This window comes from Nocardia noduli, from assembly GCF_019038455.1.
GTDB lineage: Bacteria > Actinomycetota > Actinomycetes > Mycobacteriales > Mycobacteriaceae > Nocardia > Nocardia noduli.
Genome location: NZ_JAFMPL010000007.1, coordinates 93,523 through 118,355, shown reverse-complemented (window position 1 = coordinate 118,355; position 24,833 = coordinate 93,523). Strand labels below are relative to the sequence as shown.

The following is a 24,833-nucleotide window of genomic DNA, read 5'->3' as shown; positions in this document are numbered from 1 at the left end:
GTAACCCCACTCGGCCCTCCGAGGTGGCCGGACACGCGGTAAAAGGGGTGAGGCTCACAGCGGGATCGCCACGGTCGCCGGGCTAGTCCTCGGGGTCGATGAGGTCGGGATCGACCCCGAGATAGGTGGCGATCTGTTGCACGAGAACCTCGCGCAACAGATCGATGAGGTCGTCGGGATCGCCCGCCCGCAGTTCCAGTGGTTTGCGGAACAGCACGACCCGCGCACGGGTCGCCGCCCCGTGCCGGTCGACGCCCGCGGGCACCAGTCGGGACAGGGGTACGGGGCCGTCAGCCACCACCTCGTCTGGCCAGGTGACCGAATCGGGGTGCAGCGGACGGATTTTGGGGACATCGTCGACGGCGATATCGAGTTTGGTGAGTCGATCGTGCCAGCGGCTGTCCAGCGGCGCGAACGCCTCCAGCACCAGCCGGTCGAATTGCTGGCCGCGCGTACGCCACGCCGGAACGGTCGGAGGCAGCATGGGTCCGCGCACGCCGCGACCACGCCGGATCACCGACCGGGCGGTCGGTGGTCGTCGATTGCGAGAGCGAGACATAAGAGAAATCTAGGTGAACACGCACCGACCTCGTGCATCGAGGTCGGTGCGGCATCAGGTTCTAGCCGATTCCGCGCTTGAGGCGGCGGCGCTCCCGTTCGGAGAGGCCGCCCCAGATCCCGAAGCGCTCATCGTGTGCGAGTGCGTATTCCAGGCACTCGTCGCGTACTTCACAGCCCATGCAGATCCGTTTGGCCTCGCGGGTCGAGCCGCCCTTCTCGGGGAAGAACGCCTCCGGATCGGTCTGCGCGCATAAGGCGCGTTCCTGCCACTGCTCTTCGATGGATTCGAACATCTCGTCGAAGCCCGTCACGACCAGGCTGAGCCGGGGTGTCGATATGTCGTCACCCGCCTCCTGTTCGATCCGGCCGATGTCTGTGCAGACGCCACGTGCTGCGCCTGCTGTGGAATCGGTTGGCGAGACCATGTCTTCGGCCATCGCTCCGCCTCCTCACTGTGTGTTAGCGCAGAATGATTCTTTCCGTCGGACCAACGCGCACACCGACGGCCGTACCCCGCGACGTTGTCCCGCGGACATCCCCGTGCTCGTCATTCCAGTGCGAACATCTGTTCGAAAAACTGCTCGCGCCAGCACTCTCGCGCGAGCCCGGAATGACATGTCTGTGATTAGACACGCCGGATGTGTTGATGGTCAAGCGGCCGACGCTATTCCGTTACTATCCGTCGCCGATTTCTGTGTTGATCTTGTGGTACCCACTAGCAAATGACCAGCAAATATGCGGCGAACACCGCCGGTTCCGGTACCGCATAGGCTGTGTCGATGTGACTGCACAACAAGCGGACATCGCGCCCGCGAACGGGCCCAAGATCGCCGTACTCGTCGGTGGAGTCGGTGGCGCGCGGTTCCTGCAGGGTGTTCGGGAACTGCTGCCGGAAGCCGACGTTTCCGCGATCGTCAATGTAGGTGACGACGTCTGGATGCACGGCCTCCGCATTTGCCCCGACCTCGATACCTGCATGTACACGCTGGGTAACGGAATCGATACCGAACGTGGATGGGGGCGGGTCGGAGAAACTTGGCACGCCAAGGAGGAACTCGCCGAATACCATGCCGAGCCGGACTGGTTCGGGTTGGGCGATCGGGATATCGCGACGCACTTGATTCGAACCGAAATGTTGCGTGCCGGGTACCCGCTTTCCGCGGTCACCGAAGCGCTGTGCAAGAGGTGGCAACCCGGCGTGAAACTGATCCCGGCAACCGACGATCGCTGTGAAACGCATGTCGTTGTGAGTGATCCTGGCAACCCTGGCGAACGTCGCGCGATCCATTTCCAGGAGTGGTGGGTTCGTTACCGAGCGAACATCGAGACCCATGGATTCGCGACAATCGGGGCGGATGACGCCACTCCCGCCCCAAATGTGATCGATATCATAGATCAGGCCGATATTGTTATGATGGCCCCCTCCAATCCCGTCGTCAGCATCGGCGCGATCCTCGCGGTGCCGGGAATCCGCGGCGCGCTGCGCACCACGTCGGCCAAAGTGATCGGGGTATCGGGGGTCATCGACGGCAAACCGCTGCGCGGGATGGCCGACGAATGCCTGTCCGTGATCGGGGTCGAGACCACCGCGGAGGCGATCGGCAGGCATTACGGCGCCCGCTCGGCGACCGGCATCCTGGACGGTTGGCTGATCCACAGCACCGACTCGGCGCGGGTGCCGGGAGTCGAGGTGCGTAGTGTGCCCTTGCTGATGACCGATCCGCCCACCACCGCGGAAATGGTGCGTGAGGCCCTCGACCTTGCCGGAGTGAAATGGTGACAGTGAATCCTGGCCGGAAAGAGTTGGTGACAGTGAATCCTGACCGGAAAGAGCTGCCGACGGTGAATCCTGGCCGGAAAGAGCTGCCGACGGTGAATCCCGGCCGGAGTGAGACGGACGTGAATTCCGATCACGCCGCGAACGAACTGCGCATCCTGCCGATCACCGGCCTGCCGGAGTTCCGGCCGGGCGACGACCTGGCCGAGCACATCGCGGCGGCGGCGCCGTGGCTGGCCGACGGCGACATCCTCGTGGTCACCAGCAAGATCGTGGCCAAGGTCGAAGGCCGGATCGTCGCCGCGCCGCTGGATCCGGAGGAACGCGACAGCGCGCGCCGCGCACTCGTCGATCAGGAAGCGGTGCGGGTGCTGGCGCGCAAGGGCCGCACCCTGATCACCGAGAACAAACTCGGCATCGTCCAGGCGGCGTCGGGGGTCGACGGTTCCAATGTCGAACAGGGCGAACTGGTGTTGTTGCCGAACGACCCCGACGGCAGCGCGAAGGCGTTGCGCGCCGCGCTCGGTGAACGTCTCGGCGTCACCGTCGCGGTGGTCGTCACCGACACCATGGGGCGGGCCTGGCGCAACGGGCAGACCGACGCCGCGATCGGCTCGTCCGGTCTGCGGGTCCTGCACGACTACGCGGGCGCCGTGGACGGGCAGGGCAACGAACTCCACGTCACGCAGGTCGCGATCGCGGACGAACTGGCCGCCGCCGCCGATCTGGTGAAGGGCAAACTCGGCGGCGTACCCGTCGCCGTGGTGCGCGGATTGCCGGTCACCGACGACGGCTCGGGCGCGGTCGACCTGCTGCGCGGCGGCACCGAGGATCTGTTCTGGCTCGGCACCGCCGAGGCGATCGAACGCGGAAGGAAAGAGGCGCTGTTGCTGCGCCGTTCGGTCCGGCAGTTCGCCGACACCCCGGTCGACCCCGAACGCGTTCGCGGCGCCGTCGCGACAGCGCTGACGGCGCCCGCACCGCACCACACCCGTCCCGTGCGTTTCGTGTGGCTGCGCGAACGCGAGTTACGCGAGGCGTTACTGGAGGCGATGGCCGACAAGTGGCGCACCGACCTCACCGCGGACGGACTCGATCCCGAACGGGTGGAGCGCCGGATCGCCCGCGGGCGCATCCTCTTCGACGCACCCGAGGTGATCATTCCGTTCTGCGTGCCCGACGGCGCGCACGATTACCCCGACGAGCGCAGGCGCGCCGCGGAGCGGACCATGTTCACGGTCGCGGTCGGCGCGGCGGTGCAGGGCCTGCTGGTGGCGCTGGCCACCGACGGGATCGGCAGCTGCTGGATCGGCTCGACGATCTTCGCCCCGGAGGTCACCCGTTCGGTGCTCGGGCTCGCCGAGGACTGGAATCCGCTGGGCGCCATCGCCATCGGTCATCCGCTCGAGGAACCCGCGCCGCGTTCGGTATTCGGTCCGGGCTCGGGTTTGGTGGAACTGTGATCATGGGAACCGTGACTTTCCGAACCGCGATCGCGTCCACCTGTTCCGCCGTCGGCGGATTCGCGCGATGAGCGCCGAATCGCTGCATGCCTCGGCCACGAAACTACTCGAATCCTGGTGCCCGGCAACACGTCCCGATCAGTCACTCCGGGAGGCGATGCTGGCTTTCCTCGGGTCGGCGCCCGGTGGCTGCCTCCGTGGGCACGCGCCGGGGCACATCACCGCGTCGACCATCGTCTTCTCGCACGACCGCAGCGAGGTCCTGCTGACCCTGCATCCCCGGGTCGGGCGTTGGCTCCAACTCGGCGGGCATTGCGAGGAGGGTGACGAGACGGTCGCCGACGCGGCGCTGCGCGAGGCGACCGAGGAATCCGGTATCGAAGGCATCTACCTGGAACCGGAACTGTACGGGGCGCAGGCGCATCCGATCACCTGTTCGCTCGGTGTGCCGACGCGCCACCTCGATCTGCTGTTCCTCGGCGTCGCCCCGGCGGGCGCGGTTCCGGTGCGCAGCGCGGAGTCGACCGACCTGCGGTGGTGGCCGGTCGGCGCCCTGCCCGACAACGCGGATGTTCTGCTGGACCGCTAGTACCGCCGTCGAAGGGCCGCATCCTCCGGGATGCGGCCCTTCTTCTGTTTCCGGGACCGACCCGCATGCCACGGCAACTTTACAAATCAGCGCATTTGTATAGACATCCGACACTGTGATGGCTATTGTAAATCATAGATGTATTGCGCGTCACACTTTCGGCGCGCCGCTGGAAAGAGGAGACAACGATGTCGACGGATATCGACGCGTCCGAGCGCCCGGTGCAGGCGCAGGCGTGGCGCGACCGCAAGCGGTACATGTGGCTGTGGGGGCTTTTCGCGCCGACGGGGCTGTTCACCATCGGCCTGCCACTGATCTGGGCGCTCAACGAGATCGGCTGGCACCGGCTGGCGCAGGTGCCGTTCTGGCTCGGTCCGATCCTGATCTACGTGCTGATCCCGATCGCCGATGTGTTCTTCGGCCCGGACGGTGAGAATCCGCCCGACGAGGTGATGGAGTACCTGGAGAACGACAGGTACTACCGCTATCTGACCTACCTGTACCTGCCGTTCCAGTACGCGGGACTGGTGATGGCCTGCTACCTGATCACCGCGGACGACGTGAGTTGGCTCGGCATCGACGGCGGGCTGCACCTGGTCGACAAGATCGGGCTCGCCATCACCGTCGGCATGATCGGCGGCATCGGCATCAACACCGCGCACGAACTGGGCCACAAGAAGGTGCGCCTGGAGCGCTGGCTGTCGCGGATCGCGCTGGCCCAGCCCTTCTACGGCCATTTCTACATCGAGCACAATCGCGGCCACCACGTGCGGGTGGCGACGCCGGAGGATCCCGCTAGTTCCCGGATCGGCGAGTCCTTCTGGGCCTTCTGGCCGCGCACCGTGTGGGGGAGTCTGAGCTCGGCGTGGCGGCTGGAGTCGACTCGGCTCGAGCGTCTCGGCAAGAAGCCGTTCAGTCTGCACAACGAGGTGCTCAGCGCCTGGCTCATGTCGGTGGTGCTGTACGCCACGCTGATCGCGATCTTCGGTATCGAACTGCTTCCGTACCTGGTGTTGCAGGCGGTGGTCGGATTCAGCCTGCTCGAGGCCGTCAACTACCTCGAGCACTACGGGCTGGTGCGCGAGCGAACCGCCTCGGGGCGCTACGAGCGCCCGGCGCCGGTGCACAGCTGGAACAGTGATCACCTGGTCACCAATATCTTCCTGTACCACCTACAGCGTCACAGTGACCATCACGCCTACCCGACGCGGCGCTATCAGACCCTGCGCAGCTGGGACGGCGCGCCCAATCTGCCCAGTGGCTACGCCAGCATGATCCTGCTCGCCTACTTCCCGCCGCTGTGGCGTCGGGTGATGGACAAGCGGGTGCTGGCCCATTACGACGGCGACATCACCCGGGCCAATATCCAGCCAGGTAAACGGGATCGGGTCCTCGCCCGCTACGGCGCGAGCACGACGGAGGTGTAGTCGTGAGCTCTTTCCGTTGCCCCGTCTGTGATTACGTCTACGACGAGTCGAAAGGTGAACCACACGAAGGATTTCCGGCCGGAACGGCCTGGTCCGAGGTGCCCGACGACTGGTGCTGTCCCGATTGCGGCGTACGCGAGAAAATCGATTTCGAACCGGTAGGAGTGAGCGGATGAGTACAGCGTCACCCAGTGAAGCGACGACCGGCCTGGAGGCGGGCGGGCCGGATTACAAACTGTTCCAATGTGTCCAGTGCGGTTTCGAGTACGACGAGGCGCAGGGCTGGCCCGACGACGGAATCACCCCCGGTACCAGGTGGGACGATATTCCCGATGACTGGACCTGTCCGGACTGTGGCGCGGCCAAAGCCGATTTCTTCATGGTCGAGATCGAACGGTCGTGAGATTTTGACTGCGGCAGATGCCCGTGACAGTGTCGCGGGTATGCCGCGTACCGGACCGAGGGTTCCTTATCAGGAAGCGGCGCGGCTGCTGCTGCGCACATCCGTCCTCGACGGTATGCGCGAACTGCTCGTCGAACGGGACTGGGCCAAGATCACCCTCGGCGATGTCGCGACCAGGGCGGGCGTCAGCAGGCAGACCCTCTACAACGAGTTCGGTTCACGCGCGGGCCTGGCGCAGGCGTACGCGCTGCGACTGGCCGACGATCTCGTCGATCATGTCCACACCGCGATCGACGGCAACGTCGGTGACGCGCGCGCCGCGTTCCGGGAGGGTCTGGCCGGGTTCTTCCTGGACGCGGCCACCGATCCGCTCGTGCAGTCGCTGCTCTCGGGCGAGGCGAAACTGGATCTGCTCCGCCTCATCACCCTCGACGCGGGGCCCTTGCTCGCGCACGCGACCGATCGCCTCGCGGGGGCCTTCGAGAACAGTTGGGTGGACGCCACCCGGGCGGAATCGGAGATCCTCGCGCAGGCGTTGGTGCGGATCGCGCTGAGTTACATCCCGACCCCGCCCGGTCCCGGGCACAATGCCCCCGTCGAGCTGAGCGAGTTGCTGGCTCCTTACGTGGAGGCGATACTGTCCGCGAGGGACCGGCAGTAGCAGCGGTTCGGACCGGAGCTCGGCGTTAGCCGCCGGTGCACAGTGCGTCGAGGCACTTGTGATTTCGACCAAAAACCGACTAGCAGGGTTGTAAGTACCACCACGTTTGATTGCCTAGGCGCTGTGTAACAGTCCGAAACACTGTATGTATTGTCCTGCAACGAAGTGGAAGTACGGAGTAAGCGGGGCAAACGTGCAATCGGTTGGCAAACCGAAGGGGTCGCTCGATCCCAAACGCCATCTCTGGGTGTTCGGTCTGCTCGCGCCCGCCTGTGCGCTGCTCCCTTCGCAACTTGTCCTGCGCACCGGCTACGAGATCTTCTGGTGGATCGGGCCGGTCCTGATCCTGATCGTCATCCCGGTGCTGGACTGGGTCGTCGGCGAGGACGGATCCAATCCGCGCGACGAGGACTACGAGCGCCTGTCCAACGACAGGTTCTACCGGTGGTGCACCTACCTCTTCCTACCGATCCAGCTGATCGGCCTGGTGATCGCCAGCGCGATGTGGGCGGGCGACGACCTGAGCCTGCTGGACAAACTCGGCCTGGCGACCACTCTCGGCTTCGTCAGCGGTATCGGTATCAACGCGGCGCACGAACTGGGTCATCGGGTCGAGGTCCTCGAGCGCTGGCTGGCGAAACTCGCGCTGGCGCAGTCCGGCTACGGCCATTTCTTCGTCGAGCACAACCGTGGTCACCACGTCCGCGTCGCCACTCCCGAGGATCCGGCGAGCGCCCGGCTGGGGGAATCGCTGTGGGAATTCCTGCCGCGCAGCGTCGGCGGCGGATTCCGTTCGGCGATCGGCCTGGAGCGCGAGCGGCTGGCCCGGCGCGATCGCGGCTGGTGGAGCCCGCACAATCACATCCTCCAGGCCTGGGCGATGTCGCTGGTGCTGTTCGGCACGCTGATCGGGATCTTCGGCATCGCGACGGTGCCGTGGCTGTTCCTGCAAGCCGTGATCGGGGCCTCGCTGCTGGAGACGGTGAACTACGTCGAGCACTACGGTCTGCTGCGCGAGCGCAGGCCCAACGGCCTCTACCGCCGTTGTTCGGCCCGCGACAGCTGGAACAGCGATCGCCTGGTCACCAATATCTTCATGTTCCACCTGCAACGGCACAGTGACCATCACGCCAACCCCGGTCGCCGCTACCAGACGTTGCGCACCTCGGCGCTGGCGCCGCGGCTGCCCGCGGGCTACGCCAGCATGATCGTGCTCGCCGCGATCCCGCCGCTCTGGCGAGCGGTGATGGACAAGCGGGTGCTCGCCCACTACGACGGCGACCTCGACAAGGCCAATGTCCTGCCCCGTAAACGGGTCAGACTGGCGGCCTCGCACCGGGCCGCCGCCTGACCCCGACTCACGCGGGACGCGCGGATTAGGTTAGGCTCAGCTAATGTTCGATAGGTTGCTCGTCCTCGCAACCGCCGCCGCGGCTGTCCTCGGTCCGCTCGCGGCGGCCACTCCCGCCGCCGCCACTCCCGCCGCCACGCGCGGTGTCGTCGTCATCGTGCCCGGCCAGTCGTTGGGCCCGCTGCCCTACGAACCGATGGCCGCCGAACTGCGGGCGGACGGATACACCTCCGTCGTCCTCGATCTGCGGGGTTTCGACGTGGCGGCCGACGCCGCGTCGGTCGCCGCCGCCGTGGACGCGGCCCGCGCCGAACATCCCGGCGTTCCCGTCGCCCTGGTCGCGCACAGTATCGGCGCGATGAGCGGCCGCTACTACCTGCGCAATCTGGGTGGTGCGGACCGGATCGCCACCTACGTCGCGATCGGCGCGCCGCAGTACGGATCGTCCGGCGCGTGCGGGCAGCCGGTTGGCGCCGAGATCTGCCCGGACACCCGGTTCATGGCCGAGCTCAACGCCGGCGACGACACCCCGGGACCGACCGCGTACTACTCGATCCGCAGTGAGCGGGAATGGTCCGACGGGCGCCTCGACGGCGGACAGTGCCGGATCACGCCGTTCCCGACCCTCGGTAACGGCGGCGTCGACCACGCGCTCGAACCGCTGCTTCCCGCGGTACTGCCGCTGGTGCGCGGCGCGCTCGCGGGTGTGTGCGATGGTGAATTCGTCGACGAACCGGACGGCGCGATCGACCCGAGGTCGACCATCTTCCCCAACGGCGTCCCCTACAGCTGACACCACCGCGATACGGCAAGACCGTCGCGCTGTGCCACGGCGCGGAGTGACGGACTAGCCTTGCTGATCGAACCGACATTCACCGAGAGGCTGATCCAGGCGCATGACAACCTCAGAACTTCCCGCACGCACGTCCCTGACCGCCGATGTCCGCAACGGCGTCGATTACAAGGTGGCGGACCTCGCGCTGGCCGAATTCGGCCGCAAGGAGATCCGGCTGGCCGAGCACGAGATGCCCGGTCTGATGGCGCTGCGCCGCGAGTACGCGGACGTGCTGCCGTTGCAGGGCGCCCGCATCTCCGGTTCGTTGCACATGACCGTGCAGACCGCGGTGCTGATCGAGACCCTCGTCGCGCTGGGCGCGCAGGTGCGCTGGGCCTCGTGCAACATCTTCTCGACCCAGGACCACGCCGCCGCCGCGGTCGTGGTCGGTCCGCACGGCACCGTCGACGCGCCCGAGGGCACGCCGGTCTTCGCGTGGAAGGGTGAAACCCTCGAGGAGTACTGGTGGGCCGCCGAGCAGATGCTCACCTGGCCGGGCGAACCCACCAACATGATCCTCGACGACGGCGGCGACGCCACCATGCTCGTGCTGCGCGGCGCGCAGTTCGAGAAGGCGGGCGTGATCCCGCCCGAGGACGACGACCACTCCGCCGAGTACAAGGTGTTCCTCAACCTGCTGCGCGAGCGTTTCGAGACCGATCGCGGCAAGTGGGGCGCGATCGCGGAATCGGTCAAGGGCGTCACCGAGGAGACCACGACCGGCGTGCTGCGGCTGTACCAGTTCGCGGCGGCGGGTGAGCTGGTGTTCCCGGCCATCAACGTCAACGACTCGGTCACCAAGTCGAAGTTCGACAACAAGTACGGCACCCGCCACTCGCTGATCGACGGCATCAACCGGGGCACCGATGTGCTCATCGGCGGCAAGAAGATCCTGATCTGCGGTTACGGTGACGTCGGCAAGGGCTGCGCGGAATCGCTTGCGGGACAGGGCGCCCGGGTCCAGGTCACCGAGATCGACCCGATCAACGCGTTGCAGGCGCTGATGGACGGCTACGACGTCGTCACCGTGGAGAAGGCGATCGCGAACGCCGATATCGTCATCACCTCGACCGGCAACAAGGACATCATCACCCTCGATCACATGAAGGCGATGAAGGACAAGGCCATCCTCGGCAATATCGGCCACTTCGACAACGAGATCGATATGGCCGCGCTGGAGCGTTCCGGTGCGCACCGGCTCAATATCAAGCCGCAGGTCGACCAGTGGACCTTCGAGTCGGGCAAATCCATCATCGTGCTGTCGGAGGGGCGTCTGCTCAACCTCGGCAACGCGACCGGACACCCGTCGTTCGTGATGTCGAACAGCTTCTCCAACCAGGTCATCGCGCAGATCGAGCTGTGGACCAAGCCGCAGGAATACGACAACGAGGTCTACCGTCTGCCCAAGGCGCTGGACGAGAAGGTCGCCCGCATCCACGTCGAGGCGCTCGGCGGTGAACTGACCAAACTCACCAAGGATCAGGCCGAGTACATCAACGTCGATGTCGAGGGACCGTACAAGCCGGAGCACTACCGGTACTGACGCCCGCGAGGGATTCCTCCCGAATCACGTGTGCCCCGTCGAGTCCGGCTCGACGGGGCACACGCGTGCGCGGTCACTCGTCCGGCTACAGCCGAAGCCGGTAGCAGTCGCCGTAGAAGTACAGCCGCAGCGCGCAGTTGATCCCGGCCGAACCCGTCATCGACAGCAGTCGGAACACGGTGGCGATATCGGCGGCCGATCCGGAGGCGCTGCCGGTGTCGGCCGCGACGGGATCGGCGGGGGGAAGTGGATCCGCGGCTGCGTTGCCGCAGATGACGGCGCTGGAGATGGCGATCGCCGCGACGATCGCGGGCAGAATGCGTGATTTCGGCATGTGGTTGACCTGCCTGATAGTGGGTGGAGCCGCCGCCAATATACGACAATCTGAAGTGTTGATATTTCATATTTGCCGAGTTGGTCGGGTGGCGTCGGTCCGTCACCCTCGCGCATGTAGCCTGCTCCTCATGGGTGCGCTGGTATCGGTCGAAGGGATCGACGGAGCGGGTAAAAGGACGCTGATCGACGGCGTCGGCGCGGCCCTGCGTGCGCGCGGTCTGCGCGTCGCCACGCTGGCCTTCCCGCGCTACGGCCGTTCGGTGCACGCGGATCTGGCGGCCGAGGCGCTGCGCGGCAAACACGGCGATCTGGCCGACTCGGTGTACGCGATGGCGCTGATGTTCGCGCTCGACCGCGCGGCCGCGCTGCCCGAACTGTCGAAACTGGTGGCCGACAACGATATTGTCGTGCTGGATCGGTACGTCGCCTCCAACGCCGCGTATTCCGCTGCCCGCCAGAAGGAATCGGCGGACGGCGAAACGGTGCGCTGGGTGGGCGATTTGGAATTCGGCAGATTCGCGCTTCCGGTGCCCGCGCTACAGGTGCTGCTCGACGTGCCGACCGAGGTGGCTGCCGAGCGTGCGCACAGGCGTGGCGAACTCGACGAGTCCCGGGCCCTGGACGCCTACGAACGCGACGGCGGTCTGCAACAGCGCACCGACGAGGTATACCGCGAGCTGGCCGAGCTGCCTTGGTTCGGGCCGTGGTGGAAGTTCCGAACCGACGACGACGCCTCGACGTTGATCACCCGATTGGCCGAAATCGTTGCCCGATAAGGTTGGATGTGCGGCGGGATTCGACCAGTGTTGGCGTGGCGGCCCGCTACGAGCGCGAGAGATGACAACATAGTAATTATGAAGCCGAAGATTCTGGTCGTCGACGACGATATGGCGCTCGCGGAGATGCTCACGATCGTCTTGCGCGGGGAAGGGTTCGACCCGCATGTGGTCGGCGACGGCACGCAGGCCCTGGCCGCGGTACGTGAGATCCGCCCCGATCTCGTGTTGCTGGACCTGATGCTGCCCGGTATGAACGGCATCGACGTATGCCGGGTGCTGCGCGCCGATTCTGGGGTGCCGATCGTGATGCTCACGGCCAAGACCGACACGGTCGACGTCGTGCTCGGTCTGGAGTCCGGCGCCGACGATTACATCGTCAAACCGTTCAAACCCAAGGAACTCGTCGCCCGGGTGCGCGCTCGCCTGCGTCGCACCGAGGACGAGCCCGCCGAACTGCTGTCCATCGCGGATATCGTCATCGACGTGCCCGCGCACAAGGTCAGCCGCTCCGGCGTGCAGATCTCGCTGACGCCGCTGGAATTCGATCTGCTGGTGGCGCTGGCGCGCAAACCGCGCCAGGTCTTCACTCGTGAAGTGCTGCTCGAACAGGTATGGGGCTACCGGCACGCGGCTGACACCAGGCTGGTCAACGTGCACGTGCAGCGCCTACGCGCGAAGGTCGAGAAAGACCCGGAGAATCCTGAAATCGTGCTGACCGTCCGCGGGGTCGGGTACAAGGCCGGACCCCCGTGATCGATAGCGAGGAGCGTCCCGCGGGCGCGGTCGGCCACGACGACCCGGCCGGTGCGTCACGCGGGACGGGTCATCGTATTCGAACAGCGCTCACACCGGTGGCGACGTGGTTCAGAGACGTCGGCACCGCGTTGGGTCATGTCTGGCGACGGTCGCTGCAACTGCGCGTCATCGTCTCGACGCTGACCCTGTCGCTGATCGTCATCACCATCCTCGGCGTGGTGCTGACCAGCCAGATCACCGATCGGCTGCTGGACGCCAAGATCAACGCCGCGGTCGAGGAGATGGACCGCGCGCGCAATACGGTGGAGAGCCAGCTCGCGGGTGTGCACGATATCGGCACCCAGCGGCTCGGTGACGCGCGCGACGCGCTGTCCAATCGCGGTGGCACGGGTCAATCCAGCGGTGTGGCAGGCAGTTTCGATTCCGCGCTGAGCATGGTCGGCGGCACGCCGCAGCAGCAGATCTCGGTCGGCCCGATCAGCGAGGTGCCCGAGGAACTGCGCCGGTTCGTGCAGCGCAACCAGGTCAGCTATCAGTTCGCCACGGTGGCGGATCCGGACGGCTATCACGGCCGCGCGCTGGTCATCGGCAGTCCGAGCGCCGAGATCCCGACCCTGGAGATCTACCTGATCTTCCCGCTGGCCAACGAGGAACGCAGCCTGGCGCTCATGCGCGGCACCATGATGATCGGTGGCCTTGTGCTGCTCGTGCTGCTTGCCGCGATCACCGCGCTGGTCACCAGGCAGGTCGTGCTGCCGATCCGGTCCGCCGCGCGGATCGCCAGCCGTTTCGCCGACGGCAGACTCAAGGAACGCATGCTCGTGCGCGGCGAGGACGATATGGCGCGGTTGGCGCAGGCGTTCAACGAGATGGCCGAGAGTCTGTCGAATCAGATCACGCAGCTCGAGGAATTCGGCAATCTACAACGCCGATTCACCTCCGACGTCAGCCACGAGTTGCGCACCCCGCTCACCACCGTCCGCATGGCGGCCGACCTGATCCACAGCAGCAGCGACGATCTGGACCCGGCTCTGGCGCGCAGCGCCGAACTGCTCGTGACCGAACTCGACCGCTTCGAGGGCCTGCTCAACGACCTGCTCGAAATCAGCAGGCACGACGCGGGCGTGGCCGAATTGCAGGTCGAATCGCTCGACGTGCGCATGTGCGCGCGGGCCGCGATCTCCACCGTGCGGCATCTGGCCAAGGACGCGGGCATCGAAGTGGTCATCGACATGCCGGAGGAACCGCTGGTCGCCGACGTCGACCCGCGTCGCGTCGAGCGCGTGCTCCGTAATCTGCTCGCCAACGCCATCGACCACAGCGAGGGCAAACCGGTGCTGATCCGGATGCGCGGCGATGCCGACGCCAACGCGGTCGCGGTGGTGGTACGCGATCAGGGCGTCGGTCTGCGGCCGGGCGAGGAGAAGTTGGTGTTCAACCGCTTCTGGCGTTCGGACCCGTCCAGGATGCGCCGTTCCGGCGGTACCGGACTCGGTCTGTCCATCAGCGTCGAGGACGCGAATCTGCACGAGGGCAGGCTGGAGGCGTGGGGCGAGATCGGCCTCGGCGCGAGTTTCCGGCTGACGTTGCCGCTGGTTCGCGGTAAGAAACTCGGGGTGAGCCCGCTGCCGCTGGAACCGGGCATGCGCAAACCGCCGCGTCCCACCGAATCCGAGACCGTCGAGTTGCCGTCCAGCCCGTTGCCGCAGCCCGAACCGGGCGCCGACCGGGCCCGGGCCACCGAGGCCGACCGCGACGGCGCCGCACCGGAGCCGCCGTCCTCGGACGCCGACAGCGGCGAGGTAGCGCGCGAGTCGGGAGACGTACAGTCATGACCGTGCATTCCAGGTTCCCGCGGCTGCGTTGGGCCGCGCTCGGCGCCCTCGTGCTGGTGACCGCGCTGCTCGGTGGATGCGCGAGTCTGCCGGAGTCCTCCGCGCCGCAGGCCCTCGGCACCATCAACAGGGAGCCGACGTCGGAAGGACCGCTGCCGCCGACGGCCGGGCGCGATCCGGGACTGCTGCTACGCGACTACCTCCAGGCGACGGCGGACCCGGCCAACGGGCACGCGGCGGCGCGGCAGTACATGACCGAGTCGGCCTCGGCCCAGTGGGACGACACCACGAGCACGGTGATCGTCGACCGGCCCGACACCCTGCTCGAATCCCGCGAGGCCGAATCCGCCACCTACCGGATCCGCGCCCAGAAGGTCGCCGAGATCGCGCCCGACGGCGCGTACCGGGCCACCGAGGGACCACCGCTCGAATACAAGATCGAGATGGTCAAGGTCGACGGCGAATGGCGCATCGACGACCTGCCCGACGGCGTCGTGATGGACACCACCGCCTTCGCGAAGTCCTACCGGCGATACGTGCTGTACTTCCCGGAGCCGACGGGTAGTTCGGTCGTCCCCGATCTGCGCTGGATCTCCGCGCCGAAGAACGAACTGACCGAGCGGCTGCTCTCGTTGCTGGCCGACGGCAGCGAGCCCGCGCTCGCCCCGGTGGTGCGCAACCTGATGGCCCCGCCCGTGGCGATACGCGGTCCGATCACCAAGGCCAACGGCGATCCCGACGAGGTCGGCGTGGGCCTTGGCGGCGTGCGCATCGATTTCTCCGGTGTCAACGGGTTCAACCAGCGTGATCGCGAACTGCTCGCGGCGCAGGTGGTGCTCACCCTGGCCAGAGCCGACGTCCTCGGGCCGTACATGCTCCTGGCCGACGGCAAACCCTTGGACGAGCGGTTCGCCGCGAACGGGTGGTCGGTCGCCGATGTCCAGCAGTCCAGTCCCGAGGTCAACGCCCAGAACCGGATCGGGCTGCACGCGTTGCGCGAGGGCTCGCTCGTGCAGGTCGGGGTCGGCGGGATCGACCCGGCCCCCGGCTATTTCGGTGTGGTGAGCAATCTCCAGTCCGCGGCGCTGAGCCCGGACGGTCAGTTCGTCGCCGCCGTCGCCGACGCGGGCAGGCCCGCGCCCGAGCCGCCGCGCACGCTGATGGTCGGTAGTTACGGCGGCACCCAGTTCCCGGTCGCCGAGGGCACAACCATCAGCCGACCGTCCTGGGCCCTCGACGGCAGCGCCGCGTGGGCGGTTATCGACGGTGAGCACGTCATCCGGGTGGTCAACGACCGGGCGACGGGAACCGTGTCGGTCGAGGATGTCGACATCTCCGGCCTGACAACGGGTTCCACCGCACTGCGATTCCCGATCACCGAGATCAGGATCTCGCGCAGCGGTGTCCGCGCGGTGCTGATCGCGGACGGCAAGGTGTACGTGGCGGTCGTGGTCCGTAGGCCCGACGGCAAATACGCGGTGACCTCGCCGATGCCGGTGGCCGTCGACGTGAGCACGCCCGCGGTGTCGGTGAACTGGCTGGGTGGCGACACGATCTTCATCGCGTTCCAGGGCAATGTCGACCCGGTGCGCACCGTCCAGATCGACGGCTCCGGGCTGCTACCGCTGACCGGGCGCAATCTGACCTCGCCGGTGCGGTCGGTCAGCGTCTCGCCCGAACACCAGTACGTCGCCGATTCGCGTGCTGTCCTGGAATTGACCAGTAATCCCGACGGCGGCGAGCCCTATTGGCGCGAGGTGCCGGGGCTGGGCGCGAACGCCGTTCCCGTGCTGCCCGGATAGCCGCGCTCTGTCGGTGGGTGGGTGCACACTCGCCCGATGCGAACGCTGCTCGATCTGATGTTGCCCGCACGGTGCGGCGGGTGCGGGACGGCCGGGACGCCATGGTGCGCCGAGTGCGCCGCGGTGCTGACGAGACCGCCGGTGCGGGTCCGTCCACGGACCGATCCCGGCGTGCCGTGCTGGGCGCTCGGTCCCTATGCCGGTCCGGCCCGTCGGGCGGTACTGGCGATGAAGGAACACGGCAGGCGTGATCTCGCGCGACCACTCGGTGACGCGCTGGCGGCGGGGCTGGCTCGACTGCGGGCTCCGGGGCGGCCACTGATCCTGGTGCCCGCGCCGAGCAGACGGGTCGCGGCGCGGCGTCGGGGTGGCGATCCGGTCCTGCGGACGGCCGCTGCCGCGGCGGGATCGCTGGAAGATTGCCAGGTGGTCCCGGCATTACGTCTGTGGTGGGGAGCGCGTGACTCCGTCGGGCTGACATCGGGCGAGCGCAGGCGCAATCTGGAGGGTCGGATCCACGCTCTACCCATACCCGGTGCGCGGGCATCCTACACCGGATTTGCCGAGGTAGTCGTGGTCGATGATGTGCTGACGACCGGCGCCACCGTCGGTGAATCGGTGCGCGCGCTCGGACGTGTCGGTTATTCGGTACGTGGCGTTCTGGTGACGTGTGCTGCTTGACTCCGGGAAATTTGCGTGAACACTGGCGGACCGCCGCTATGCGTACTACCGTCGCCAACACACACCCGAACCGGGAGTTTGGAGGTGGCGCCTCGGACAACTACGTGCCGTGTTATTCCCCGACGTGAGGTCCGGGCCCCCGGCCCGAGTCCGTGTAACCGCGAAGGGCTCCGCGAAGCGACGGATACCGAATACTGCTCGGCACGGCTCAACCCCGCCGCACGTCATATCGGGCTGTGCGGCCAGATCCGGGAGGTACGCGTGACGACTTCACGACCTTCAGTGAAAGATTCCAATTCCTCGGTACTGGACCCCGGTGCCGCGTATTCGCAAGAGTCCCCCGACGAGGATCGAGCACCGACTCCTCGCGCCGACGTCGTGGTCAAGGGCCGCAACGTCGAGGTGCCCGACCACTACCGAATCTACGTCTCGGAGAAGCTCTCCCGTCTCGAACGCTTCGATCCGTCGATCTTCATCTTCGACGTCGAGCTGTTCCACGAACGCAACCGTCGTCAGCGCAAGAGTTGCCAGCGCGTGGAGATCACCGCGCGGGGTAAAGGTCCGGTCGCCAGGGCCGAAGCGTGCGCGGACAGTTTCTACGCCGCCCTCGAATCCGCGACGGCCAAACTCGAGAGCCGCCTGCGCCGCACCAAGGACCGCAGGCGTGTCCACTACGGTGAGAAAACTCCCGTCTCCGTGGCCGAGGCGACCGCGGAACTCGTCGACGATCAACTGTTCGCCCTCGCCAGCGGTGATCTGGACACCCATGCCCATCCCGGCGAGGATTCCACGGAGTCAACGGATTACGAGGCCGGACCCGGCCATATCGTGCGCACCAAAGCGCACACCGCGACTCCGATGTCGGTCGATGACGCCCTCTATCAGATGGAACTCGTCGGCCACGACTTCTTCCTCTTCCACGACAAGGAGACCGACCGTCCCTCGGTGGTCTACCGTCGTCACGCATTCGACTACGGCCTGATCCGGCTCACCTAGCGCGCGTCGAAATGCCCGGCCGGATCACGACGCCCGGCCGGGCGCAGTGCTGTCCTACCGTCGGCGATCGCGAAAGAACGTGCTGCGCAACAGGGAATCGCGGCGCGGCCGCAGCGCCTGCAACATCACCAGGTCGGCGAAGGTCTCCGCGTCGCGTTCGCGACTGCTGCCGTAATCGGTTCTGCCGAGCACGTGCCGGATGGATTCCGGGCTGATCGACGGCAGCAGTTCGGTGACCGCGGCCAGGGTATGGTCGGCCGTGGCGCCGTCGGCGCGATCGGGTCCGTGCCCGAGCAACATGTGGCCGAGTTCGTGGGCGACGATATGTTCGGCGTGCCATTCGGTGGTGTCGGCGCCGTAGACGATGACATCGGAATCCTGTTTGGCGATCCACAGACCGCTGCCGGTGCCGCACCCGGCTCCCGCGAGGTCGACGGTATCCACCGGATGCAGGGTGATGGGCCGTCCCCGGAACTCGGCGACCGCGTCGATATAGGAGCTCAGCTTCCACGGACGTGGAATCGAGACGTCCCGGGAGAGTTCCCGGAACCGGGTGTCCATACCGGCCATACGATGCGATCTCCTACGACAGTCCACGATCCCGCCCCGTGTGGGTGTCGATGTTACCGAGTGGTGGGTCGGAGTCGGTCGGTGCTCTCGATCAGCCGGGAGAGGCGGTCGAGGTCGACATCCGAACCGCGCAGCGCGATGCTGGCGACATTGGCATCGCGCATGGTCGCGAGCAGTTCGAGTTCGCGATCGATCGACCGCGCGGCGTCGCCGGTGGTGGTGAGGTAATCGGATTCGACGCCGAAGCAGTGCGCGATGGCCGCGAGCACATCGTCGTCGACGGCGCGCTCGTCGAAGACACCGTCGCGCATGCTGTCGATGTGCTGTGCCGAGACGGTGCGGTGCAGGGTGGTGCTCACCTGTTCGGCCACCGAGGACGACGCGCGCTCCGGTGCGGCGCGCGGATGCATCGTCTCGAATAGTCGGTTGATCTTGCGACTGAGCGTCAATCGCTCATGCGCGGAGGTGTTCTCGGACATCTTCACCATTCATTCCTCGCCGTTCCGGAATTCTGCCGCGCCGTTGGCGGCCGACCACCGATCGCGGAACCTGGCCTCGGTACCGGCGTCGATATCGGTGACGCGGTTCGCCAGCCAGCGACGATAGCGGCGCTCGTCGAGTTCGGCCGGATCGCTCACCTCGGCGGGGACCTCGAGCAGATGTTGAAAGGCCATCTCCACCAGCGGGTGCAGCTGCCGTCCCGGACCGCCGTTGCGTTCGAGCATGACGGTGGCGTAGCGCGCGGACAGCCGGGAGACGACGCCGTTGAGATCTCCGACGGCGGCCACCACGTGCGGCTCGACGGTGTGGCCGCGTTCTATCGCGTCGTTGAGGCGGCCCGAGGCGGCGAGCAGGGCCGTCAGATCGCCGAGTTCGAAGCGGATCGAATCCGGTCCGGAGACGATCGATTCGTTGCCCGCCGAATCCGTGTTCCGCGCTTCGGACGGTGTGCCGCCCGCATAGGTGCGGGCGGCGCTGCCGGGCCGCCAGCGGAGCGGTACGTCGAGTTTGTTGAGGGTGTGCGTGCTGATCGAGGAGTCGCCGTCCTCGATCTTCCTGATCGTCGGGGCGGACGGGCCGCCGAGGTCGCCGATCTGGATCTGGGTGAGGCCGAGTTCGTCCCGGCGCTCCCTGATGATCCGGCCGAAGCGCTTCTGTCGCGACAGCTCCGAAGTGCTTTGCATAGTGGGTTTCAGCGTAGGCCGTTTTTGGGTTCGATAGCAAGCTGATAGAAAGTGTTTGAGAAATCTGTCGAAACATTGTTACTGTGTTTTCGCGCCGAGCGTCCCGACGCCGGCCGCACAGGTTCCGGGGACGAGCAGGGGCGTTCACCGGGGCCGACCTCCCGGCCTGCCGCGCAACGGCGCGCGGCAGGCTCAGCGGATTCGGAGGGGATCGCTGAGCCGCGGGCCGGGCCCATGGCGACCCGGCGGCGATCACCACGTGGGGTGCCGCCGGGTCCGTCGTCGACGTCGCGCCGGACGTTCGGCCGGTCACGCCGTAGACCTGAAACTTACTTTGAAGTAAGTTTGGTGCAACAGGTCTGTCGAAAGGAACTCGCATGGCTGCCGAGGGTGCTCGCCGTGCCGTGATCGTCTCGGGTGCGCGCACACCGTTCGTGCGCGCGTTCACCGATTACACGCGGATGGATTCGATCGCGCTGGCCGACGCCGCCGTGCGCGGACTGCTGGAGCGCACCGGGCTTCCCGGTGGACAGGTGCAGGCGATCGTGTGGGGCGGGGTGATCCTGCCCAGCGCCGCGCCGAATATCGCGCGCGAGATCGCACTCGACCTGAGACTCGATCCCGGCTGCGAGGGCTACACGGTCACCAGGGCCTGTGCGTCCGGATTACAGGCGGTGACCGCGGCCGCGGCCGCGATCGAGCGCGGTGAATACGACATCATGATCGCGGGCGGCAGTGATTCCACCAGCAATGCCGAGGTGAAACTGCCCCAGAAACTCGTGCACGCGGGCGCGCCACTGGCACTGGGCAAACCGAAGCCGATGGACTACCTCGCCGCCCTTCGCCAACTGGCCCCGTTCACCGATCTGCTGCCCGCCCGGCCGAGGATCGCCGAACGCACCACCGGCGAGGTGATGGGTGAATCGGCCGAGAAGATGGCGCGAATCCACGGGATCGGACGCGGCGAACAGGACGAATTCGCCGTGCGGTCGCACCGTCGCGCCGCCGCGGCCATCGAGTCCGGGCGTTTCGACGACGAGGTGTTGCGGGTGCGCACACCCGACGGCGCCTATATCGACCGGGACGGTCTCGTCCGTGCCGACACCAGCGTCGAGCGGCTGGCGAAACTCGCCCCGGTTTTCGCGACCGACGGCACCGTCACCGCGGGTAATGCCAGCCCGTTGACCGACGGCGCGTCCGCGGTGCTGTTGATGAGCGAGGACGCGGCCGAGGCCATGGGCTACCGGCCGCTCGCGGCCTTCCGCTCATGGAGTTACGTCAGCGTCGATCCGGCCGATCAGGTGCTGATCGGGCCCGCGATCTCCATGCCGAGAGCGCTCGACAAGGCCGGTATGTCGCTGGCCGATATCGACCTCGTCGATATCCACGAGGCGTTCGCCGCGCAGACGCTGTCGGTGCTGAGCGCCCTCGCCAGCGACGAATGGGCCAAGACGCGCCTCGGCCGTGACACCGCGGTGGGCGAGATCGATATCGAGACGCTCAATGTGCACGGCGGTTCGGTGTCACTCGGCCACCCGTTCGGCGCGACCGGAGCCCGCATGGTCACCACCATGGCGAACGAGTTGGCTCGCACCGGCAAATCCACCGCACTGCTCGGAATCTGCGCGGCGGGCGGTATCGGGGCGTCGGCGGTGCTCGAAAGCGTGTAGCGGCGAGCCGTTCACGAATCCGCGCGGAAGGTCTCCCGATGTATGGCGTCGGCGAGCGGTCTGCCGGATCGCCAGCCGAAACGTTCCAGGTCCGGCACGGTCTGGAATTCGTCGACGGGCCCGACGCAGAGCCAGGCGACGGGTCGGATGTGGTCGGGCAGGTCGATCAGGTCGGACAGGAACGGCTCGTCGTAGAACGAGACCCAGCCGACCCCGACACTTTCGGCGGTGGCCGCCAGCCACAGGTTCTGGATGGCGAGCACGGTGGAGTAGACCCCGGTCTCGGGAACCGTCGCGCGGCCCAGAACCACCGGGCCGCCGCGCGAATCGTCATGGGTGACGACGATGCCCGTGCCGCTCTCGGTGATGCCTTCGATCTTGATCGGATCGAAGGTCTCGGCCCGCTCCGGCGGTAACGCGTCGCGGAATTCGACGCGTTTGTCGGCCACGTGGTCGGCGAATCGCCGCAGCGTCGACCGGTCGCGCACCACCACGAAATCCCACGGCTGCGAGTTGCCGACACTCGGGGCCCGGTGCCCGGCGTCGAGGATTCGCCACAGCGTCTCGTCGTCGACGAGTTCACCGGTGAATTCGGCGCGCACGTCCCGGCGCAGCCGGATGGCCTCGTAGATATTCATATGGTCGGCACACACGGGGCTAGTCAACCAGGCGGGTGTCCCGCGCCGGTGAGCCGACCCGCCGTTGGTCAGCCGATCGGTACGGCGCGGGCGATCCGGCGACGCCCCTCGGCGAGCGCGGTGCGCAGCCCGCGGCGCTTACCGGTGACGGGATCGAATGTCGGGGCGGTCTCGCCGCCGAATTTACGTTCCGATGCCGTCTCGGGAGCGTCGTCCGCGGTGTGGCGCAGATATTTGTTGGGCAGCGCGAGTTTGGCGATTGTGCGCCACGCCTTGAAGTACTGCACCGGCAGCGATCCGGTGGTGTAGGGCAGATCGTATTTCTCGGCGAGCGCCCGAACCCGAACCGCGATATCGGCGTAGCGATTACTCGGCAGGTCGGGGAAGAGATGGTGTTCGATCTGGTGGCTCAGGTTCCCGCTCATGAAATGGATGACCGGGCCGCCGGAGATGTTGGCGCTGCCGAGCATCTGGCGCAGGTACCACTCGCCCTTGGTCTCGCCCTCGATATCGGCCCTGGTGAACTTCTCGGCACCGTCGGGGAAGTGGCCGCAGAAGATCACGGCATTGGTCCAGACGTTGCGCACCATATTGGCGGCGATATTCGCGGTCAGGGTGGTGAAGAACGCGGGACCGGTCAGCAGCGGGAACAGCAGGTAGTCCTTACCCGCCTGTTTGCCGATCTTGGCCAGCACCTCGCCGCGTTTGCGTTCGAATTCGGCGCGCTCGGGGGAGCCCTCGGGGTAGCGGCCCGCGGCGAGTTTGCCCAATTCCAGGTGCTGGATCGCGACGCCGTATTCGAAGAACAGTTGCAGCAGCAGGTTGTAGGCCGGGTTGCCCAGATTGAACGGCTTCCAGCGCTGGTCGCGCGTCACGCGCAGCAGACCGTAGCCGATGTCGTCGTCCATGCCGAGCACGTTGGTGTACTTGTGATGCAGGTAGTTGTGGGTCTGCTTCCAGTGCTTGGACGGCCCGGTGTTGTCCCACTCCCACGAGCTGGAATGGATCTCGGGATCGTTCATCCAGTCCCACTGGCCGTGCATGACGTTATGCCCGATCTCCATGTTCTCGATGATCTTGGCCGTCCCGAGCAATGCCACGCCCGCCAACCACGCGGGCGGCAGGAAACTGGCGAAAAGTACGGTGCGGCCGCTGATCTCGAGCGCGCGCTGAAGCCGGATGACATTGCGGATGTAGCGCGCGTCCTTCACTCCGCGGGAGGATTCGATCTCCCTGCGGATCGCGTCGAACTCCGCGCCGAGTGCCTCCACATCGGCTTCGGTGAGGTGCGCGTACTCCTTGACATCCGAAATCGCCATGCTGGTTACAGTACCGTAAGTTACGTGACCGTAGGTTGCGAGCGAGGATGCGGAATTGTGGTAAATACCGCATTGCGGAGTCGCTGGGGGAATGCTAGACGCCCGCCGCCGATCGGTCCAATCGGAGCGTCAGCGGTTGCGGCGCAGCCGCAGTGACATCCGTTTCCGCACGGCCTTGCGACGCAGCGTCGCCTGCTCGTTGCGGGCCTTCTCCTGCAACGTCACCCGTGCCTCGCGCAGCAGTACCTTCTCCTGCTCCGCCTTCTCCTTCAGCGACCGCTTGGCTTCGCGCAGGACTCCTTTTTCGTATTCGGCCTTCTCGCGCAATACGACCTTCGCCTCGGCCATCGCTGAACGCAGCCCGCGACGTCGCCCGGTCTCCGGGTCGATCATTACCCGATGGTTCTCCGGCCGCCAATGATTCTCGGTCCAGCGTTCGGTGGGCAGCGACGGGAGGGTGATACCCGCGAATTTGCGTTCCGACGAGGTTTCCGGAGCGTCGTCGGCGGTGCGCTTGAGGAAGCGGTCCGGCAGCGCGAGCTTGTGGATGGTCCGGAACGCCAGCAGGTACTGCTTGCCCAGCGACCCGGTGGTGTAGGGCAGGTCGTACTTGTCGCACAACTCCCGCACCCGCACCGCCACTTCGGCGTATCGGTTGCTCGGCAGGTCGGGGAACAGGTGGTGCTCGATCTGGTAGCAGAGGTTGCCGCTCATGAACGCCATCGCGGGCCCGGCCTTGAAATTGGCACTGCCGAGCATCTGGCGCAGGTACCACTCGCCACCGGTCTCACCCTCGAGCTGTTCGACGGTGAATTTCTCGGCGCCGTCGGGGAAGTGGCCGCAGAAGATGACCGCGTAGGCCCACAGGTTCCTCACCAGGTTCGCGGTGGCGTTCGCCTTGAGCGTCGACTTCCACGCCGGACCGGTCAGCAAGGGGTACAGCAGGAAATCCTTGCTGACCTGGCGGGCGATCTTGCGTCCGAACTCGCGATTCGGGGCGGACATGAGCTCGCGAGGCGGCGTGCCCGACAGCTGCTTCTCGATGTCCCAGTCGTGCAGGGCGATACCCCACTCGAATCCGGCGGCGAGCACCAGGTTGGCTACCGGCTGCACCAGGTGGATCGGGCGCCACTGCTCGTCGCGGGTCATCCGCAGGATGCCGAAGCCGAGATCCTCGTCCTTGCCCAGCACATTGGTGTAGGTGTGGTGGGAGTAGTTGTGCGCTCGCCGCCACTGCGAGGACGGGCCGGTCTGATCCCATTCCCAGGTGCCCGAATGGATCTCCGGATCGTTCATCCAGTCCCACTGGCCGTGGCTGATGTTGTGCCCGAGCTCCATGTTCTCGATGATCTTGGCCACCGAGAGCATCGCGGTGCCCGCGAGCCAGGCCCAGCGGTTGCGGCTGCCGAAGAGAACGGCGCGCGCCGCCACTTCCAGCCCGCGCTGGGCTGCGATGGTGCGGCGGATATATCTCGCGTCACGCTCTCCGCGTGACAGCTCGACCGACCGCCGAATGGTATCGAGCTCATCGCCGAGGGTCTCGATGTCGGAGGCCGTGAGGTGGGCGAACGCCTTGATATCGGTGATTGCCACCGGAGTCCCTTCTCTGGCTCGTGTACCCCGAGGGTACCCGCCGTGCCGGGTAGCGTCCGGCTAC

General features: G+C 66.6%; 26 protein-coding genes. 17 read left to right on the top strand and 9 right to left on the bottom strand.

Features of this window, described 5'->3' with window-relative positions; translation table 11 throughout:
- Positions 1-82: 82 nt before the first annotated feature.
- Together JZ792_RS07325 and JZ792_RS07320 are read right to left on the bottom strand one after the other, a co-directional pair.
- Entirely contained in the window at positions 83-559 is a 477-nt protein-coding gene (locus JZ792_RS07325) for a metallopeptidase family protein (protein ID WP_198654510.1), read from the bottom strand.
- Between the two features lie 61 nt (positions 560-620).
- Positions 621-854 carry a WhiB family transcriptional regulator gene (locus tag JZ792_RS07320; protein WP_029901515.1) on the bottom strand — a complete coding sequence of 78 codons (234 nt, stop codon included), beginning with the start codon at positions 852-854 and terminating at the stop codon, positions 621-623.
- A gap of 347 nt (positions 855-1,201) precedes the next feature.
- Here JZ792_RS07320 and cofD point away from each other — a divergent pair, with 347 nt between their 5' ends.
- From cofD to ahcY, 10 genes are all read left to right on the top strand, one after another.
- Positions 1,202-2,341: a 2-phospho-L-lactate transferase gene (gene cofD, locus JZ792_RS07315; protein ID WP_308165185.1), complete on the top strand. Its 1,140-nt coding sequence runs from the start codon at positions 1,202-1,204 to the stop codon at positions 2,339-2,341.
- Between the two features lie 119 nt (positions 2,342-2,460).
- A complete protein-coding gene (locus JZ792_RS07310) occupies positions 2,461-3,801 on the top strand; it encodes a coenzyme F420-0:L-glutamate ligase (RefSeq protein ID WP_308165184.1) in 1,341 nt (446 codons plus the stop codon).
- A gap of 67 nt (positions 3,802-3,868) precedes the next feature.
- Positions 3,869-4,390 (top strand): NUDIX hydrolase, encoded by a 522-nt coding sequence (locus JZ792_RS07305; protein ID WP_216908117.1) that lies wholly within the window; start codon positions 3,869-3,871, stop codon positions 4,388-4,390.
- Positions 4,391-4,578: 188 nt separating this feature from the next.
- Positions 4,579-5,817, top strand: coding sequence for an alkane 1-monooxygenase (locus JZ792_RS07300; RefSeq protein ID WP_216908115.1), 1,239 nt, complete (start codon positions 4,579-4,581; stop codon positions 5,815-5,817).
- 2 nt (positions 5,818-5,819) lie between these two features.
- Positions 5,820-5,993, top strand: a complete 174-nt coding sequence (locus tag JZ792_RS07295; RefSeq protein WP_109528399.1) for a rubredoxin — start codon at positions 5,820-5,822, stop codon at positions 5,991-5,993.
- A 32-nt stretch (positions 5,994-6,025) separates the two neighbouring features.
- Positions 6,026-6,220 (top strand): rubredoxin, encoded by a 195-nt coding sequence (locus JZ792_RS07290; RefSeq protein ID WP_254189454.1) that lies wholly within the window; start codon positions 6,026-6,028, stop codon positions 6,218-6,220.
- A gap of 40 nt (positions 6,221-6,260) precedes the next feature.
- The gene (locus JZ792_RS07285) at positions 6,261-6,881 is read left to right on the top strand and encodes a TetR/AcrR family transcriptional regulator (RefSeq protein WP_216908112.1); all 621 of its coding nucleotides are present in this window, start codon (positions 6,261-6,263) and stop codon (positions 6,879-6,881) included.
- A 193-nt stretch (positions 6,882-7,074) separates the two neighbouring features.
- Positions 7,075-8,232 (top strand): alkane 1-monooxygenase, encoded by a 1,158-nt coding sequence (locus tag JZ792_RS07280; protein WP_308165183.1) that lies wholly within the window; start codon positions 7,075-7,077, stop codon positions 8,230-8,232.
- Between the two features lie 43 nt (positions 8,233-8,275).
- Complete coding sequence (locus JZ792_RS07275; protein WP_216908108.1) at positions 8,276-9,025, top strand: esterase/lipase family protein; 750 nt, start codon at positions 8,276-8,278, stop codon at positions 9,023-9,025.
- Between the two features lie 103 nt (positions 9,026-9,128).
- Complete coding sequence (gene ahcY, locus JZ792_RS07270; protein WP_216908106.1) at positions 9,129-10,610, top strand: adenosylhomocysteinase; 1,482 nt, start codon at positions 9,129-9,131, stop codon at positions 10,608-10,610.
- An 85-nt stretch (positions 10,611-10,695) separates the two neighbouring features.
- Here ahcY and JZ792_RS07265 read toward each other — a convergent pair whose 3' ends face one another.
- Complete coding sequence (locus JZ792_RS07265; protein ID WP_109528394.1) at positions 10,696-10,944, bottom strand: hypothetical protein; 249 nt, start codon at positions 10,942-10,944, stop codon at positions 10,696-10,698.
- A gap of 130 nt (positions 10,945-11,074) precedes the next feature.
- Between JZ792_RS07265 and JZ792_RS07260 the strand changes: the two genes are divergently transcribed.
- From JZ792_RS07260 to hpf, 6 genes are all read left to right on the top strand, one after another.
- On the top strand, positions 11,075-11,722 hold the full coding sequence (locus tag JZ792_RS07260; protein WP_216908104.1) for a dTMP kinase: 648 nt from the start codon (positions 11,075-11,077) through the stop codon (positions 11,720-11,722).
- 78 nt (positions 11,723-11,800) lie between these two features.
- A complete protein-coding gene (gene mtrA / locus JZ792_RS07255; protein ID WP_109528392.1) occupies positions 11,801-12,478 on the top strand; it encodes an MtrAB system response regulator MtrA in 678 nt (225 codons plus the stop codon).
- A gap of 77 nt (positions 12,479-12,555) precedes the next feature.
- Positions 12,556-14,316: an MtrAB system histidine kinase MtrB gene (gene mtrB / locus JZ792_RS07250; RefSeq protein ID WP_438804302.1), complete on the top strand. Its 1,761-nt coding sequence runs from the start codon at positions 12,556-12,558 to the stop codon at positions 14,314-14,316.
- Positions 14,313-16,118 carry an MtrAB system accessory lipoprotein LpqB gene (gene lpqB, locus JZ792_RS07245; RefSeq protein ID WP_216908102.1) on the top strand — a complete coding sequence of 602 codons (1,806 nt, stop codon included), beginning with the start codon at positions 14,313-14,315 and terminating at the stop codon, positions 16,116-16,118. Before mtrB ends, lpqB begins: the two co-directional genes overlap by 4 nt.
- Positions 16,119-16,154: 36 nt before the next feature.
- A complete protein-coding gene (locus JZ792_RS07240) occupies positions 16,155-16,799 on the top strand; it encodes a ComF family protein (RefSeq protein WP_216908100.1) in 645 nt (214 codons plus the stop codon).
- A gap of 306 nt (positions 16,800-17,105) precedes the next feature.
- Positions 17,106-17,795 (top strand): ribosome hibernation-promoting factor, HPF/YfiA family, encoded by a 690-nt coding sequence (gene hpf / locus JZ792_RS07235; protein ID WP_216908194.1) that lies wholly within the window; start codon positions 17,106-17,108, stop codon positions 17,793-17,795.
- 54 nt (positions 17,796-17,849) lie between these two features.
- Here the strand turns inward: hpf and JZ792_RS07230 are convergent, their stop codons facing one another.
- From JZ792_RS07230 to JZ792_RS07220, 3 genes are read right to left on the bottom strand one after another with little or no spacing between them, the layout of a single operon-like run.
- Positions 17,850-18,365: a hypothetical protein gene (locus JZ792_RS07230; RefSeq protein ID WP_254189433.1), complete on the bottom strand. Its 516-nt coding sequence runs from the start codon at positions 18,363-18,365 to the stop codon at positions 17,850-17,852.
- 53 nt (positions 18,366-18,418) lie between these two features.
- Positions 18,419-18,853 carry a hypothetical protein gene (locus tag JZ792_RS07225; protein ID WP_216908098.1) on the bottom strand — a complete coding sequence of 145 codons (435 nt, stop codon included), beginning with the start codon at positions 18,851-18,853 and terminating at the stop codon, positions 18,419-18,421.
- Positions 18,854-19,549 (bottom strand): helix-turn-helix domain-containing protein, encoded by a 696-nt coding sequence (locus tag JZ792_RS07220; RefSeq protein ID WP_216908096.1) that lies wholly within the window; start codon positions 19,547-19,549, stop codon positions 18,854-18,856.
- Between the two features lie 377 nt (positions 19,550-19,926).
- On the opposite strand from JZ792_RS07220, the gene JZ792_RS07215 reads away from it, so the two are divergent.
- Positions 19,927-21,219, top strand: coding sequence for an acetyl-CoA C-acyltransferase (locus JZ792_RS07215; protein WP_216908094.1), 1,293 nt, complete (start codon positions 19,927-19,929; stop codon positions 21,217-21,219).
- Between the two features lie 11 nt (positions 21,220-21,230).
- Here JZ792_RS07215 and bluB read toward each other — a convergent pair whose 3' ends face one another.
- The 3 genes from bluB to JZ792_RS07200 all read right to left on the bottom strand — a co-directional run bounded on the left by bluB (position 21,231) and on the right by JZ792_RS07200 (position 24,769).
- A complete protein-coding gene (gene bluB, locus JZ792_RS07210) occupies positions 21,231-21,857 on the bottom strand; it encodes a 5,6-dimethylbenzimidazole synthase (protein WP_216908190.1) in 627 nt (208 codons plus the stop codon).
- A 68-nt stretch (positions 21,858-21,925) separates the two neighbouring features.
- Positions 21,926-23,176, bottom strand: a complete 1,251-nt coding sequence (locus JZ792_RS07205) for a fatty acid desaturase family protein (RefSeq protein ID WP_216908092.1) — start codon at positions 23,174-23,176, stop codon at positions 21,926-21,928.
- 129 nt (positions 23,177-23,305) lie between these two features.
- Positions 23,306-24,769 (bottom strand): fatty acid desaturase family protein, encoded by a 1,464-nt coding sequence (locus tag JZ792_RS07200; RefSeq protein WP_216908090.1) that lies wholly within the window; start codon positions 24,767-24,769, stop codon positions 23,306-23,308.
- Positions 24,770-24,833 lie beyond the last annotated feature (64 nt).